The sequence below is a fragment of the Nonomuraea sp. NPDC004702 genome (assembly GCF_053601695.1).
Genome location: NZ_JBSGCE010000003.1, coordinates 301,645 through 316,130, shown reverse-complemented (window position 1 = coordinate 316,130; position 14,486 = coordinate 301,645). Strand labels below are relative to the sequence as shown.

The window sequence follows — 14,486 nt, the reverse complement described above, 5'->3', positions numbered from 1 at the left end:
GGTAGGGTGCCGATCATGGCTTGCCGCATCTCCGAACTGATCGTCCCAGCCCGAGACGCCCACGGCCTGGCCGCCTTCTGGTGCGAGGTGCTCGACTTCGTCGTGCTCGACACCCCGGACGACGGCTCGGTGGAGATCGGCCCGCGGGAGGGGTTCGGCGGGTTGCAGCCCACCCTGGTCTTCGACCCCACCACCGAGCCCAAGGCAGGCCCGCTGCGGCTGCACTTCGACGTCAACGCCACCGACCGCGACCAGGCCGCCGAGCTCGACCGCCTGCTCAAGCTCGGGGCGCGTCCGGCCGACGTCGGCCAGACCGGCGAGGAGCCGTGGCACGTCCTGGCCGATCCCGAGGGCAACGAGTTCTGCCTGCTGCGCGCCCGCCTGAGCTGAGCGCCCCCTGACCAACCCCTTCGTGAGGACATCGCGCGCATGACGCCGCCTGCTCTTCAGACCTGACACCTTCCCGCGCATCGGTCGCCGACGGACGCCGTCGGCTCTGTTCTCCGTGCTCTTCGTCAGGTCTTCAGAGAGATCATGTCTTCACATCCTCATATCGTGCTGCCCTGGGTGGTGCGGCGCACCCGCCTGCCCCTGCTCGTCCTGCGGTGCGTGGCCTGTCCGTCCGGGCGGGCCACCGTCGGTGACGGCCGGTTCCGCGTCAACGCCAACGGCAAGCTGCTCGACGTCTGGCTCCTGGTCAACTGCGTGGCCTGTGACCGGACCGGCAAGCTCACCGTCCACGACCGCGTTCCGGTCCGCTCGCTGGACGCCGGCCTGCTGGCCGGGTACTCGGGCAACTCGCCGTCCCTCGTGGCGCGGGCCCTGCTCGACCCGGCGGCCGCCCGCCGGAACCGGTACTCGCTCGACTGGGACGGGTGCTGGGAGCTCGACGCGCCGCCCGTTCCGGAGAGTCCGTGGCCCGTCCGGATCACGGTCGCCTTCGACGATCCCGTCCCGCTGCGTCCCGAACGGCTGATCAGCCTCGGGCTGGGCGTCGGCCGGGACGAGGTCGCGCGCCGCATCAAGATCGACATCCCACCGAATCGGAGGACGAAACAGGACTTCCCCTTTCTTCTGATGTAGGTCCAGACTGCCGGCCCGGCGGGCGGTCGTCCGCCCGCCGGGAGCGGGACAACAGCTGCCCGACGAGGGCCGCGGCGAGGCCGGCCAGCCCGGCGGCCGCGAAGCCGCCACCTGGCAGCGCGGCGTCGATCGCCAGCCCGGCGATCGGCGAGCCGAGCGCGAAGCCCGCGCTCGCCGCCGACGCCTGCAGGCCCGTGGCCTCGCCCCGTACGCCGGCCGGCGCCAGCCGGCTCACCGCGTCGGCCACCGTGGACAGGGTCGGCGCGGTGAGCAGCCCGGCGCCGACGACGGCCAGGCACAACCAGCGCCAGTCGTGGGCCAGCCCGGCGGGGATCGTCAGCAGCCCGAGCAGGCCGAGCAGCAGCCACGTCGGCATCGGACGGCGCAGCGTGCCGTAGACCAGGCCGCCGGCGACGGAGGTCACGCCGAACACGGCCACGACCGCGGCGGCCCAGGACACCTGGCCCGCCTCCTTGAGTGTGGCCACGATGGCCAGGTCGATGCCGCTGAGCAGGGCCGTGGCGCCGAACCCCATCGCCAGCATGGCGACCATGCGGCGGTCCAGCCACTCCCGGCGCGCCGGACGGGCGGGCGAGCCGGTCGCCACCTCGCCCTCGGCCCGCAGCGGCGGATCGAGCAGGGCGATCCCGATCCCGCCGGTCACGATCACCGCCCCGAGCCCCCACGCCACGGCCTGGGGAGACAGCTCCGCCGCGCAGAGGATCACCACCGCCGGCCCCACCATGTACGCCAGCTCGCCCTGCACCGACTCCAGCGCGAACGCGGCCCGCCGCTGCCCCGGCGTCGTCATCGCGGCGATCGCCTGCCGGGTCACCGCCTGGACCGGCACCATCAGCAGCCCCGCCGCGAAGGAGGCGCCCAGCAGCACCGCGTACGGAAGGACGGGCACGCTCGCCCAGAACACCGCCTGCGACGCGACGGTGATCGTGAGCACGGCGCGCAGCCCCCGCCGGTCCGTCATGCGGCCCAGCAGCGGCCCGCCCAGCGCCACCCCGGCGGTCAGGGCGGCCGCGACCCCGCCCGCCGCCACGTAGCCCAGGTCCAGGCGCAGCACGACGTACATGGTCAGCGCGGTCACGTCGGCGGTGATCGCGGCACGGGCGAGCAGCGAGACGCCCAGCAGCGCCGCCATCCCGCGCACGGCGAGAACCTGTCGGTATCCGGTCACCCGGGCGACGCTAGGTCATCCCGCGGGCCATAGGAAGACGTTTTTTCGTTGGACCCGGCATAATGGATGCTTATGGCCAGAGACCTGGACACGTCGTTGCTGCGGTCGTTCGTCACGGCTGTGCGGGCGGGCAGCATCAGCCGCGCCGCCACCGCGCTCGGGCACACCCAGCCCGCGCTCAGCCAGCAGTTGCGCAAGCTGGAGAGCGCGGTCGGCCGCCCGCTGCTCCACCGGTCGCCGTCCGGCGTGTCGCTGACGCGGGCGGGGGAGGAGCTGCTGCCCTACGCCGAGCGCATCCTGTCGCTCTCCGCGCAGGCGCTCACCGCGACCGGGCGCGCGCTCACCGGCCGCTGCGGCGTCGGGCTGCTGGAGGACCTGGCCGCGGCGCAGCTGCCGCAGGCCCTCGCCGACCTGGCCCGGCTGCACCCCGGCGCGACGCTGGAGGTGCTGAGCCTCTCCGGCGTCACGATCCGGGAGGCCTACCACGCGGGCCGCGTGCAGCTCGTGCTCGACGAGGCGAGCGACCTTCCCGCGCCGCCGCGCTGGACCGTGCGGCGCCCGCTGGTGTGGGCGGTCGGCCAGGGCGTCGACCCGGCCGCCGATCCGCTGCCGGTGGTGCTGTTCACCGGGACGTGCGCGTGGCGCACGTCGGTGGTGGAGACGCTCGACCGCACCGGCCGGCGGTGGCGGCCGGTGTTCGAGAGCAACAGCCTGGCCGGGGTGCTCGCGGCGCTGCGGGCCGGGCTCGGGGTCGCCGCGCTCATGCCCGGCAACCTCGAACCGGACATGGCCTGCCACGACCCGGACGCCCTGCCCGCCCTGCCCGACGTCGAGCTCGGCCTGGCCCGGCACCCGCAGACCGAGGGGGACGCGCTGATCGACGCCGTGGAGACCGCGCTGCGCCGGATGATCTGAGCGCCGCCGGGCTCAGAGCACCAGGGCGATCTTGCCGCTCAGCCGGCCGCGCCGGAAGTGCTCGTGGGCCGCACCGACGTCCTGCAGGCCGTACTGGGCCTCGACCCGGGTCCTCACCTGGCCCGCGTCGACGGCCTTGGCCAGCTCGGCGAGGCCGGGGCCGTCCTCGCGCACCTGGTTGACGGTGGTGCGGACCGATCGACGGGACAGGTCGGGCACCGGCCCGGCCTGGGTGGCGACGGAGGCGTAGCGGCCTCCGTCGGCCACGGCCTCGACGGCGAAGGCCCCGAAGGTGTCGAAGACGGCGTCGTAGGCCGCCGCCGGAAGGTCGGCGGGGTCGGTCGTGACCCGTTCGGCCCCCAGCTCGGTGGCCACCTCGACCTGCGCCGGCCTGGAGACCAGCGCGTCCACCCGGGCGCCGCGCGCCCGCGCCAGCTGCACGGCCAGCCCGCCCACCGCGCCGGCCGCGCCCGCCACCAGCAGCCGCTCGCCCGCCCGGACGTCCAGCCAGTCGAGCGTCTGCAGGGCGGTGAGCCCCGGCAACGGCAGCGTCGCCGCCTCCACCAGGCTGACCGCCGACGGCGCCACGGCCAGCGAGCCGGCGGGCATGGCCACGAGGTCGGCCCACGTCCCCCGGCCCGTGCCGAGCTGGTGGGACATGCCGAAGACCCGTTCACCCACGGGCAGCGCATCGTCCCGGCTGTCCACGACGATGCCCGCCAATTCCCATCCCAGGGTCGTCGGCAGGGGAGGGGTGCCCTCTCCGATGACCCCTTCACGGGTCTTGTCGTCAACCGGGTTCAAGGCGGAGGCCACGACCCTCACCAGCACCTCGCCGTCCGAGGCCCGGGGCGGCGGCGCCTCGGCGACCGTCAGGACGTCCGGGCCGCCGAAGCGGGTGATCCGCACAGCACGCATGTTCAACTCCTCGATATTCGAAACAAGGGGAATGGCGGGGTCACCGGTCGAGCAGGCCCAGGGCCGGCAGCGCGGCGGCCAGCCGCGGGTCGGCCTGGGCGGCTTCCTCCAGGGCGGTCCTCAGCGTCGCCTCGTAGGTGACGTTCGCCTCGGCGTAGCGCGCCCGGCCCGCGTCGGTGATGACGGTGTAGACCCCGCGCTTGTCGTCCGGGCACAGGTCCCGGTACGTGAGCTCCGCCGTGTTCAGCCGGGTCACCAGGCGGGTCACGGAGCTCTGGTTGAGCCCGATCCGGTCGGCCAGCTCCTGCATGCGCAGCTCGCCGGCGTCCGAGGTGGCGAGATGGCCGAGCGCCCGGTACTCCGACAGGCCGATGCCGTGCCGCCGCTGGAGGGCGGTGGCCAGGGCGTTCTCCACGCGGGCGTGCAGCAGCAGGACGTCGTTCCAGGAGCTGGACACCGCCGAGGGCGCCGGGGCCGGGTGCGGAGTGGGTGTCGTCGGAGCCATGGAAGCCTCCTCCTTCTCTGAGGACCCGGTCTCTCGGACGCGGGATTGACAAAAGCATACATGCACATGCAAGCATTGGCTCGATCGGCAGGGGCGTCCTCGGCGCGCTGATCTACAAGGAGAAGATCACGCCGGCCCAGCTCGCCTCGTTCGCCGCGATCATCGGCGGCGTGGTGCTCCTCAAGATCGCCGCCGGCGGGTGACCGGTGGCGCGGGCAGCGCCGGCGAGGCGGGCGGGACGGGCGGGCCCTGGCCGCGGAGCCGGTCCATCTGCCGCCACTCGGGCCGCAGCCCCGTCAGGCTCGTGGTGAGGGCGTAGACCGCACCGCCGGCGAGCAGCACCGGCGTCAGCCCCGCGACCGCCACCAGCGCCCCGCCCACCAGCCCGCCGAGCGGGATGCCGGCCCAGGCGAGGGAGTCCTTCAGCGCGTTGACCCGGCCCAGCAGGCTCCGGGGCACCCGCTCGTAGGAGATCGCCCCGAGGATCGGGTTGAGGAACCCGCCGGCGAAGCCGCCCACCGCGAACACCGCCGCCATGGCCCACAACGGCGGATCCACCGCCAGGACGAGGAACCGGGTCGGCCCGGCGAGCAGGAACGCCACGAAGAACACGGGCCTGCGCCGCATCCGGTGCGCCACTGCGGCCGCGACCAGGCTGCCGCCGACCGCCGCCAACCCCATGACGCTGCTGTTCAGGCCGACCACGGCGGCGCCGTGACCGGACTCCCTGGCCCACACGAACACCAGCACCTGGCTGAAGGCCGCGTCGAGCAGGTTCGTGACGCCGACCATGACGACCACGGACAGCAGCAGCGGTTCGCCGCGCAGGAACGTGAAGCCCTGGCCGAACCGCCGCCAGTAGCCCTCCTTCGCCTCCAGAGCCTCCTCCGCCGGAGCGCGGTGTCCCATGCCGCGCGGCAGCGCCCACGTCACGATCACCGATCCGAGCGCGAAGCACGTGACGCTGATGCCCAGGCTGGCCAGCGGTCCGAGCAGGGCCACCACCGCCCCGCCCGCCGCGGGCCCCACCGTCTGGGCCAGCCGCTCGGTCACGCCCATCAGCCCGGTGGCGCGCTCCAGCGGCACCCGCCCGCGCTCGGCCGCCTCCGGAATCATGATCTCCTTGGCCAGATCGCCCGGACCGCGGGCCGCGCCGACCACCGCGACGAGGGCGATCAGCGCGCCCAGCGGCAGCAGGTCCAGGGCGTGCAGGAGGACGACCGCCCCGGCCGCCGCGGCGCTCACCACGTCCCCGATCCAGGAGATCCGGCGCGGCCCGACCCGGTCGGCCAGCGGCCCGGCCAGCGCCTTGACCAGCACGTACGGGGCCATCTCGGCGAACGCCACCATCCCGGTCCGCGCCGGGCTCCCGGTCGTCGTCAGGACGAACCAGGGCAACGCGATGGCCGACACCCGCGTCGCGGTCAGCGACACCGTCATGGCCGCGAGCAGGCCGGCCATCGGGCGTAACGACTCGCGCGCCCCCATCACGCACCCTCGGGCGGATCGGTTGCATCCGGCAGCTCGGGCAGGAGCTGGGTGATCAGCGAGACCCGGGCGGCTCCTTCGGGCGCCGGCTGGCCGGGCGTGTCGCGCCGGTAGCGGTCGACGACCTCCGCCAGCTCCTCGCGCAGCCGAAGCCCCTCCTCCGGCGTGATCCGCAGCGCGATGGAGCTGAGGTCGAGCACCCGCCGCCACTCCGCCGGCATGGTCGGCAGCTCGTTGAGCGTCCGCTGGGTGCGCAGGCCGTACAGGGCGGCGATCGACTGCATGTAGGCGAGCACCGCCTCGGGCTCCCGCTCCGACAGCTCGTCATCGGTGAGCCGGGTGACGTGGTGGACCGAGCGCCACCAGCGTTCGCGGGCGTTGCCGCGCTCGGTGTCCTCCGCGACGAACCCGGCGGCGCCGAGCCTGCGCAGGTGGTAGCTGGCGGTGCCCGAGTTCACCCCCAGGCGTTCGGCCAGGCGGGTGGCGGTGGACGGGCCGTGTTTGCGCAGCAGGTCCACGAGTTGCACCCGTACCGGGTGGGCCAGCGCCCGCAGGCCCTTGGCGTCGAGGACGACCACGCTCTCGGAGGGTTCGGTCATGTCAGGCAGCGTAGACCGCAAACAGTCCTTCGCAAAGACTTGTTCGCGAAGAGATGTTTGCAATTGGGGACGCGGATCTTGTGCGAAGTCGCGCAGCCGCGGGGTTTTCTTGGACGAGACTCAGCCCGCGTCACCGCGTCCGAGGCGGGCAGTGGCGGGACTGTCATCGACCGGTCCGGTGGACGGCACGGACGTCAGTGACGCGCTGCACCATGGCTCTCATGACTGATGAGCGATACTCCCGTCTCGCCGCCGAGCATCTGCCCGCCGACCTCGCCGACCGGTGGACCGCACTGCTGCGTCCATGCGTACGTCTGCGCCGGGCCGCGGACGGCGAGCAGGCCGTCGCCACCCTCGGCGGGGAGCCGGAACTGCCGGCCGGGGCCGTCTGGCCCGGGTGGCCGGGGCACGGCCCGCTGTCCTTCGTCGCATCGGTGCGGTGCTCGGCGCTCCCTCGCGCCGGGCTGCCGGCGGCCTTCCCGCAGGACGGGACGTTGCTGTTCTTCTGTTCCGACGGCCACGACGACATGGACGACGGCGGCTCGTCCGGCTCCCTCGACGCCCCCGAGACGTGGGACGGGGCCCAGGTGCTGTACGTCCCGGGAGGCACGCCGGTTCTCCGGGCGGAAACACCCCGGGAGCTGGAACCGTACCCGTACGTGGAACTGGCCGCAGGCGTCGAGGAGAGCGCCCCCGACCTGTGGCTGCCTCAGGCCCGGGAAGCCCTGCTCGGCGACGGTAGGCCCTGGCCCGACCCTCGCGAGACCCCCGCCCCGCTCCGGCCGTTCGTCCGGGCCTTTCGGCGGCTGCGCACCCGCATCGGCCACCAGATCGGCGGCCACGCCGTACCGGTGCAGGGCCCGGTGGAGTACGAGGTCGCGAACGCGGCGCTCGGCGGCGTTCACTCCTGGGGCACCCCCGCCCTGGACCGGGAAGCCCAACGCTGGATCCTGCTCGCCCAGTTCGACAGTGACAGCGACGCGAAGATGACGTGGGGTGACACCGGCGCCCTCTACTGGCTGATCCGCCCCGAACACCTGGCCACCCACCGCTTCGACCAAGCCCGGCTCACCATGCAGTGCTAGCTGGTTGACCATCTGCTCGGCGTCGCGCAGGGGGATGTCGTCCTCTGCTGAGGAACGGCAGCAGCTTGTCGCCCCGTCGGCCGGTCGGCGTGGTTGTCACGTGGGGCGACCTTCCGGTGGCAGGCGGGGGATGTCGGCGCGGTAGAGGCTGAGGAGCAGTCCGTAGGGCTCGGTGCCGTGCTCGGGGTTGAGGCGCTGACCGTGTTCGTAGTCTTCGATCCGTCCTGCCAGCGTGCGGGCCTCTTCCGGGGTGAGCCAGACGTGGTGCAGCACGGTGTGGCCAGGGTCGCCCGGTCGTACGGGTGACATCTCGGCCAGGGCCGCGTCGTGCAGGAATCTGGCGCCGGTCTCCTCGTCGAGCTGGAAGCCGCGGTTGACGAGTTCGAAGCGCTGTTCAGTGCCGCCGCGCACCTGGCGGGTGCTCGCGAGGCGGACGAGCCCGGCCTCGCGCAGGACCCGCACGTGGTAGCCGACCGTGCCCTTGGTGGAGTCGAGCGCGGTGGTCAGCTCGCTGAGGGTGGCCGGGCGCTGGCGCAGCAGGTTCACCATGCGGTGGCGCATCGGGTGCCCGAGCGCCTTGTACTGCGCGGATGAGCGCAGAGGGAGGAGCTGCTCATCGGTCATGGGGTCAAGTGTCGAGGATCGTCGACGCTTTTGACAAATCGCGCGGGACGTTGGCAGACTGCCGAGCGCCTAAAGCGTCGACATATCTAAACACTTGGAGGGCGCATGCTTGTGTCCACGGCACACGTCGCGACCGACCGCCCCGAGCGGTACGCCAAACAGCTCGTCTCCCATCTGGGCCACAAGGCCGCCGCCGAGCACACCGGCCCGGGGTGCGCGACGATCACCTTCCGCTCGGGCGCCTGCTCATTGCGGTCGAGCCAGGGGGTGCTCGTCCTGGTCGTCGAGGCCGCGGACCTCGACGCGCTGGGCGGCGTCCAGGACGTCGTCACCAGGCATCTCCTGCGCTTCGCCGCTCACGAAGAACTCCACGTCGACTGGGCCGGGAGCCGGTGATGGCCAAGGCCGCCCACGACCCCGACTTCCCGCCCAGGCTCCTGGAGTTCATGCGCGCGGCCTGGCTCGACCAGCCGCTGGACGTGCGTCCCCAACCGGGCGTGCCGCACCACGCGCGCCGCCGCGCCGAGCTGTCGCGCGCTTTTCCCGGGGAGACGCTGGTCATCCCCACCGGACCTGCCAAGATCCGCGCCAATGCCACCCTCTACCGCTTCCGCCCGGGAAGCGACTTCTCCTACCTCACCGGCGACCACGACCCCGACGGTGTGCTGGTCCTGCGACCGGGCGGTGACGCCCTGCTCTACACCCACCAGCGCTCCTCGCGGGAGACGGACGAGTTCTTCCGCGACCGGGCCGGCGAGCTGTGGGCCGGGCGCCGCCGTACGCTCGACGAGAAGACGACCGAGCTCGGTGTCGACACCGCCCCGCTGGCCGGCCTCGACGCCGCCCTGGCGCGATGCGTGCCAGGGCGCACCCGGGTGCTGCGCGGGCTCGACGCCAGGGTCGACGCGGCCGTGCCCGCCGACGACGTCCGTGACCGGGCGCTCGCGGCGGCGATCGCCGAACTCAAGCTCGTCAAGGACGAGTGGGAGATCCGCCGGCTCCAGGAGGCGGTGGACGCCACCATCCGGGGGTTCGAGGACGTCGCCCGGGTGCTGCCCGCCGACCGGGGTGTGTCCGAGAGGCTGATCGAAGGCGTCTTCGGGCTGCGCGCCCGGCACGACGGCAACGACGTCGGTTACGGCTCGATCGTCTGCGCCGGAGCGCACGCCACGATCCTGTGCTGGAAGCGCAACGACGGCTTCACCGCGCCCGGCGAGTTGCTGCTCATGGACATGGGAGTGGAGGGCCATCAGCTCTACACCGCCGACATCACCCGCACCCTGCCGGTCTCCGGTGTCTTCACCCCGCTCCAGCGCGAGGTCTACGACATCGTGCACGCCGCCCAGCAGGCCGGTATCGCAGCGGTCAAACCGGGGGTGAAGTTCGCCGACGTCCATCTGACCTGCATGCGGGCGCTCGCCGAGGGCCTGGTCGAGTTGGGGGTGCTCAAGGTGAGCGCCGACGAGGCGATGGACCCGGCGTCGATGCACTACTGGCGGTGGACGCTGCACGGGTTCGGCCACATGCTGGGCACCGACGTGCACGACTGCGCCAACGCCCGGCCCGAGCGCTATCGCGGGGGCGAGCTCGGCGCGGGCAACGTGCTGACCGTCGAGCCCGGGCTGTACTTCCAGCCGGAGGACGATCTGGTTCCCGCCGAGCTCCGCGGGATCGGGATCCGGGTGGAGGACGACATCCTGGTCACCGCGGAAGGCGCGGTCAACCTGTCCGGCGCGCTGCCCAGCCGGGCCGACGAGGTGGAGAACTGGCTCGCCGCCCAGCGCGAGGCGGGACCTCGACTGCCGTGAGTCTCCTGGATGTGGCACGTGCCCGCCTCGACACCCCGGGATGCGCCGAGGTGGTGCACCTCAACAACGCCGGTGCGGCGCTCGCTCCGGCCCCGGTGCTCGACGCCGTCATCGGACACCTGCGGCTGGAGGGGCGGCTCGGGGGATACGAGGCCGCCGCCGTCGCGGCTCCGCAGGTGAACGCGGTCTACGAGGCGATCGCCCGGCTGATCGGCTGCCTGCCGGGCGAGATCGCCGTGGTCGAGAACGCCACCCGCGCCTGGGACATGGCCTTCTACGCGCTGCGCTTCGGACCGGGGGACAGGATCCTGACCTCCCGCGCCGAGTACGCCAGCAACGTGATCGCCTTCCTGCAGGTCGCGAGCCGTACCGGCGCTCGGGTCGAGGTGGTCGACGACGACGAGCACGGCCAGTTGTCGGTGCGCGACCTGGAGCGGCGGCTCGCCGCCGACGTCAAGCTCGTGGCCGTCACCCACGTCCCGACCCAGAGCGGACTGGTCAACCCCGCGGCCGAGATCGGCCGGCTGACCCGCGCCGCGGGCGTACCGTTCCTGCTCGACGCCTGCCAGTCCGTCGGGCAACTCCCGGTCGATGTGCGGAAGCTCGGCTGCGACCTGCTGTCGGCCACCGGCCGCAAGTTCCTGCGCGGGCCGCGCGGCACGGGTTTCCTCTACGTCTCCGAGCGGCTCGCCGACACCTTGGAACCGCCCTTCCTCGACCTGCACGCTGCCACCTGGACCGGCCAGGACACCTACGAGATCCGTTCAGGCGCGCGCAGGTTCGAGAACTGGGAGGCCAACTACGCGGCCAAGATCGGCCTCGGCGTCGCGGTGGACTACGCCCTGAGCTGGGGCGTCGAGGCGATCGCGGAGCGCGTCACCGCGTTGGCCGCCCGGCTGCGGCGGCGGCTGGGGGAGCTGCCTCGGGTGACCGTTCAGGACCGGGGGCAGCGGCTGTGCGGGATCGTCACCTTCACCGTCGACGGCGAGTCCGCTGCCGACGTGCACCGCCGCCTGAGCGCGGCCGGGATCAACACCAGCGTGTCCGCGGTCACGTCCGCCCGCTACGACCTGGGCGGGCGTGGCCTGGCCGCCGTGGTGCGGGCGTCGGTGCACTACTACAACACCGACGAGGAGGTCGACGCGCTCTGCGCCGCCTTACAGCGTCGGAACTGAGTGCTTCGTTCTGAAACCAGGAGTCCTTGATGTACCTCATAACCGGCGCCACCGCCCACGGCTGACCGTGAACAGTGTTTCCACGAGCCCGGTCGCGTCGTCCCGAGCGATGGGCCCACGTCTGGGATGGCATCTCGATGCCGGCCCGGCTGACGGAGGTGCTCTTGGTCAGGACCCGCAACACGTCCCGGCGCACGCGCTCGCACCGGCCGCGCATGGCCTCGCGGGCGCCGTCCGCGTCCCGGGCGCGCAGGCGCTCGTGGACGCCCGCCAGCTCCCCGGGCGGGCTCGCCACCTCCGGAGCGATCAACGCGGCCATCCGCAGCACCCGCACCAGCGCCGGGCCCTCGACGCCGCGGCGCGCGGCAGCGCGTCCACGAGCCCGTCGCGCCGCAGGCGGGCCCGGGCGTCGCGCACCGGCGTCTTGCTCATCTGCCACTGCCGCGCGAGCGACGCCTCGCTGAAGCCGCTGCCCGGCGGCGGCGTCAGGTCGATGATCTGACGCCGGATCGCCCGGTACGCCTGGCCGGCGCGGTCGAGGCCGGTGACCTCCTGGCCGACCAGCAGCAACGCGGGCAGGTGAGCCATCGCGCGGTCACGCGGTGGAGCGGCCGGGACGCCTCCCGCCCGTCCGCGATCAGACTTGCCACTTGTCGCACGACACCACTTCGAACCCCCGGCTCGGGAAGACGGCGTCCACGAAGAAGTCGTGCAGGGCCGGATCGCCGTCGCCGCAGCCGTCGCTCAGCACGGTCACCTGGTAGCCGCGGTCGGCCGCGTCGTAGCAGGTCGCGGCCACCATCGCACTGGTGGCGACCCCGGCGACCGCCACAGTGGTGACGCCCCGCGCGCGGAGCACGAGGTCGAGGTCGGTCCCGGCGAACGCGCTGGCGCGGCGCTTCAGCACGACGACGTCCTCGTCGGCGACCGGCAGGGCGAGCTCGGTTCCGGCCGACCCCTCGTGGAAGGCGTCGCCGGCCTCGAAGAACGACTTCATCAGCGCGCTGCCGGGCGGCACGTCCGCCCCGTTGGCCCGGAACGCGAAGTGCACGAACACCACCAGGACGCCGGCCGCCCTGGCGCGGGGCAGCAGTTCGGTGAGCGGCGGCACGACCTGCTGGGCGAACGGGTAACCGCCCGTGATGCCCCGCTGGAGGTCGCCGATGATGAGTGCAGTGGTCACGACATTCTCCGTCCAGTGTTTCCGGCGGGCGCGACGGCCCGCGTCCCCTCCGGTCAAACTGGGATCACAGTAGGCAAGAGTTGAGATATCAGCAACCGGAGCGTGACGGCGACGGCCTTCCGGCGCGCCGGAATTGCGCCGATCAAGGGGTTACGTCACCTGCCATGGAGGATCTGCCTAGCGGAAACGCCTGTCATGCGCGATCGGCGTGCGGAGCTCATCCTGCGATCGTGAGGGGCAGGCCGGACAGCAGGCGGTCGCGCAGGACGTCGCCGCGGACGCCGATCTCGGGCAGGTCGTCGGGGCCGGGGGCGCCGCTGATCAGCAGTTCCGGCACGAGGAGGCGGCTGAGCGGGACCTCGGGCGACGGGTCGGCCAGGGCGCCGACGTCGGCGTCGGACAGGTCGAGGTAGGCCGGCGTGAGGGTCCTGCCGCGCAGGGTGCCGGCGACCAGGTCGGGGCAGAACTCGTTCCAGAAGATCGAGACGGTGGTGCGCAGGTCGCCATGGATCATCACCAGCTTGTCGGTCATGTCGCCGACGAACGTCTCGGCCGTCACGTGGCCGCGCACGACCAGCTTGGCGTCGCCGGCCAGGTAGACGTTCCGCGCCCGCAGGTCGCCCAGGACGATCAGCGCGGCGGAGCCGTCGTCCACGTCGGTCACGTTCCCGTCGACGACCAGGTCGCCGTCCACGATGTAGCCGGTCGCGGCGTCGGGGGCGTGCTCGCGCCACGGCGTGCGCTCGTGCTCGTCGAGGGGGAGTTCGCCGCTCACCGTGGCGGGACCGGGCACGAGGATGTACTCCTCCTCGTACAGGTTCCCGTACGTCTCCTTCGGCAGGCCGCGCCGCTCGAACAGGTCAACCGCATCGTCCCAGGCGAGATACGTCGATCGCATGCGCGTGACCCTAGCAATCCAGCCGGGTGGTGTTCGCCGGGTGTGGTCCCGGCCGCCGAGATCACCCGCGGCGCGGGGCTCGTACGATGGCGGGGTGCGGTCAGTTGTGCCGGTTCGCGGTCATGTGCCCGGATGGGAGATCACCGTCCCGTCGCGGCCCGGCGGCCTGCCCGGGGTCGTCATGGCGGGATTCAGCGACCGGGCCAACGAGTTCCGCGACCTCGCCCTGGTCCCGCACCCTGCGGTCACCCTGCTCTTCGACCTCGGCGACGAGCCGTTCGTCATCGAGGACGACCGCGGCTCCCGGCAACTCGGACGCGTCGTCGCCGGCCTCGCGCCCCGGCAGGTGCGAGGGAGCGGCCTGACCCGCCGGATGGAGTGCCTGCAGATCCGGTTGTCGCCGATGGCGGCGCACGCCGTCCTGGGCGCGTCCGCCGAACTGAGCGGCACGGTGGTCGCGCTCGACGACCTCTGGGGGCGCGAGGCCGAACGCGTCCAGGAGCGGCTGCGGGCCGCCCGGTCATGGGAGGACCGGTTCGCGATCGCGCGGGACGCGCTGGCCAGGCGGGCCGACGAGGGCCGGGCCGCCGATCCGGAGGTCGCCTTCTCGTGGCGGCGGATGGCGGCCAGCGGCGGGCGGGTGCCCGTCGAGCGGCTCGCCGCCGAGGCCGGCTGGAGCCGCAAGCGCCTGTGGGCCCGGTTTCGCGCCCAGGTCGGCCTCACGCCCAAGCGGGTCGCCCGGCTCATCCGCTTCGACCAGGCGGCCCACCGTCTGGCCGCCGGTGAGCGGGCCGCCCTGGTGGCGGCCGAGAGCGGTTACGCCGACCAGTCGCACCTGCACAGGGACGTCATGACCTTCGCGGGGGTGACGCCGGCCACGGTCGCGCTCTCGCCGTTCCTCGCGGTGGACGACGTCGCCTGGCCCTCCGGGCCTCCCCGTGACCTCGCCTAGCGGCTCATGCCCGGCCGCCGCCGACCAGGCGCAGCGCAGGGGATGGCGGCGCAGGAACCGCCAG

At 73.1% G+C, this 14,486-nt stretch carries 17 protein-coding genes; 8 read left to right on the top strand and 9 right to left on the bottom strand.

Translation table 11 applies throughout. The features are described 5' to 3' along the window. The first annotated feature begins 15 nt into the window (after nucleotides 1–15). Together ACWEJ6_RS06425 and ACWEJ6_RS06420 are read left to right on the top strand one after the other, a co-directional pair. The gene (locus tag ACWEJ6_RS06425) at nucleotides 16–390 is read left to right on the top strand and encodes a VOC family protein (RefSeq protein ID WP_352356769.1); all 375 of its coding nucleotides are present in this window, start codon (nucleotides 16–18) and stop codon (nucleotides 388–390) included. Nucleotides 391–555: 165 nt separating this feature from the next. After that, complete coding sequence (locus ACWEJ6_RS06420) at nucleotides 556–1,083, top strand: DUF1062 domain-containing protein (protein ID WP_452421776.1); 528 nt, start codon at nucleotides 556–558, stop codon at nucleotides 1,081–1,083. Here ACWEJ6_RS06420 and ACWEJ6_RS06415 read toward each other — a convergent pair. After that, nucleotides 1,022–2,272: an MFS transporter gene (locus ACWEJ6_RS06415; RefSeq protein ID WP_452421774.1), complete on the bottom strand. Its 1,251-nt coding sequence runs from the start codon at nucleotides 2,270–2,272 to the stop codon at nucleotides 1,022–1,024. The two genes, ACWEJ6_RS06420 and ACWEJ6_RS06415, sit on opposite strands and share 62 nt — an antisense overlap. A 72-nt stretch (nucleotides 2,273–2,344) precedes the next feature. Between ACWEJ6_RS06415 and ACWEJ6_RS06410 the strand changes: the two genes are divergently transcribed. Then, nucleotides 2,345–3,187 carry a LysR family transcriptional regulator gene (locus ACWEJ6_RS06410; protein WP_387674666.1) on the top strand — a complete coding sequence of 281 codons (843 nt, stop codon included), beginning with the start codon at nucleotides 2,345–2,347 and terminating at the stop codon, nucleotides 3,185–3,187. 12 nt (nucleotides 3,188–3,199) lie between these two features. Here ACWEJ6_RS06410 and ACWEJ6_RS06405 read toward each other — a convergent pair whose 3' ends face one another. From ACWEJ6_RS06405 to ACWEJ6_RS06390, 4 genes are all read right to left on the bottom strand, one after another. Further along, nucleotides 3,200–4,105, bottom strand: coding sequence for an NADP-dependent oxidoreductase (locus ACWEJ6_RS06405; RefSeq protein ID WP_452421772.1), 906 nt, complete (start codon nucleotides 4,103–4,105; stop codon nucleotides 3,200–3,202). 40 nt (nucleotides 4,106–4,145) lie between these two features. Beyond that, nucleotides 4,146–4,610 carry a MarR family winged helix-turn-helix transcriptional regulator gene (locus tag ACWEJ6_RS06400; RefSeq protein WP_452421770.1) on the bottom strand — a complete coding sequence of 155 codons (465 nt, stop codon included), beginning with the start codon at nucleotides 4,608–4,610 and terminating at the stop codon, nucleotides 4,146–4,148. Nucleotides 4,611–4,790: 180 nt separating this feature from the next. Next, nucleotides 4,791–6,098 carry an MFS transporter gene (locus tag ACWEJ6_RS06395; RefSeq protein WP_452421768.1) on the bottom strand — a complete coding sequence of 436 codons (1,308 nt, stop codon included), beginning with the start codon at nucleotides 6,096–6,098 and terminating at the stop codon, nucleotides 4,791–4,793. Beyond that, nucleotides 6,098–6,697 carry an ArsR/SmtB family transcription factor gene (locus ACWEJ6_RS06390; RefSeq protein WP_452421766.1) on the bottom strand — a complete coding sequence of 200 codons (600 nt, stop codon included), beginning with the start codon at nucleotides 6,695–6,697 and terminating at the stop codon, nucleotides 6,098–6,100. The genes ACWEJ6_RS06395 and ACWEJ6_RS06390 overlap by 1 nt, the downstream gene beginning before the upstream one ends. Before the next feature lie 221 nt (nucleotides 6,698–6,918). On the opposite strand from ACWEJ6_RS06390, the gene ACWEJ6_RS06385 reads away from it, so the two are divergent. Continuing rightward, nucleotides 6,919–7,782 carry a YwqG family protein gene (locus ACWEJ6_RS06385; RefSeq protein WP_452421764.1) on the top strand — a complete coding sequence of 288 codons (864 nt, stop codon included), beginning with the start codon at nucleotides 6,919–6,921 and terminating at the stop codon, nucleotides 7,780–7,782. A gap of 96 nt (nucleotides 7,783–7,878) precedes the next feature. On the opposite strand, the gene ACWEJ6_RS06380 is transcribed toward ACWEJ6_RS06385, so the two are convergent. Further along, nucleotides 7,879–8,406, bottom strand: coding sequence for an ArsR/SmtB family transcription factor (locus tag ACWEJ6_RS06380; RefSeq protein WP_452421762.1), 528 nt, complete (start codon nucleotides 8,404–8,406; stop codon nucleotides 7,879–7,881). A 105-nt stretch (nucleotides 8,407–8,511) separates the two neighbouring features. Here ACWEJ6_RS06380 and ACWEJ6_RS06375 point away from each other — a divergent pair, with 105 nt between their 5' ends. Genes ACWEJ6_RS06375 through ACWEJ6_RS06365 form a run of 3 tightly spaced genes read left to right on the top strand, consistent with a single transcriptional unit; the run spans nucleotide 8,512 to nucleotide 11,389 of the window. Then, on the top strand, nucleotides 8,512–8,802 hold the full coding sequence (locus ACWEJ6_RS06375) for a DUF2218 domain-containing protein (RefSeq protein ID WP_387674685.1): 291 nt from the start codon (nucleotides 8,512–8,514) through the stop codon (nucleotides 8,800–8,802). Beyond that, the gene (locus ACWEJ6_RS06370) at nucleotides 8,802–10,214 is read left to right on the top strand and encodes an aminopeptidase P family protein (protein ID WP_452421759.1); all 1,413 of its coding nucleotides are present in this window, start codon (nucleotides 8,802–8,804) and stop codon (nucleotides 10,212–10,214) included. Before ACWEJ6_RS06375 ends, ACWEJ6_RS06370 begins: the two co-directional genes overlap by 1 nt. Nucleotides 10,215–10,225: 11 nt before the next feature. After that, a complete protein-coding gene (locus tag ACWEJ6_RS06365; protein ID WP_452421757.1) occupies nucleotides 10,226–11,389 on the top strand; it encodes an aminotransferase class V-fold PLP-dependent enzyme in 1,164 nt (387 codons plus the stop codon). Between the two features lie 306 nt (nucleotides 11,390–11,695). Here ACWEJ6_RS06365 and ACWEJ6_RS06360 read toward each other — a convergent pair whose 3' ends face one another. The 3 genes from ACWEJ6_RS06360 to ACWEJ6_RS06350 all read right to left on the bottom strand — a co-directional run bounded on the left by ACWEJ6_RS06360 (nucleotide 11,696) and on the right by ACWEJ6_RS06350 (nucleotide 13,470). Further along, entirely contained in the window at nucleotides 11,696–11,977 is a 282-nt protein-coding gene (locus tag ACWEJ6_RS06360) for a GntR family transcriptional regulator (protein ID WP_452421755.1), read from the bottom strand. A 49-nt stretch (nucleotides 11,978–12,026) separates the two neighbouring features. Beyond that, nucleotides 12,027–12,572 carry a cysteine hydrolase family protein gene (locus ACWEJ6_RS06355; protein ID WP_358287058.1) on the bottom strand — a complete coding sequence of 182 codons (546 nt, stop codon included), beginning with the start codon at nucleotides 12,570–12,572 and terminating at the stop codon, nucleotides 12,027–12,029. Between the two features lie 217 nt (nucleotides 12,573–12,789). Further along, a complete protein-coding gene (locus tag ACWEJ6_RS06350; protein ID WP_452421753.1) occupies nucleotides 12,790–13,470 on the bottom strand; it encodes a polymer-forming cytoskeletal protein in 681 nt (226 codons plus the stop codon). A 94-nt stretch (nucleotides 13,471–13,564) separates the two neighbouring features. On the opposite strand from ACWEJ6_RS06350, the gene ACWEJ6_RS06345 reads away from it, so the two are divergent. Continuing rightward, nucleotides 13,565–14,422, top strand: a complete 858-nt coding sequence (locus tag ACWEJ6_RS06345; protein WP_452421751.1) for a helix-turn-helix domain-containing protein — start codon at nucleotides 13,565–13,567, stop codon at nucleotides 14,420–14,422. The last annotated feature ends 64 nt before the right edge of the window (nucleotides 14,423–14,486 follow it).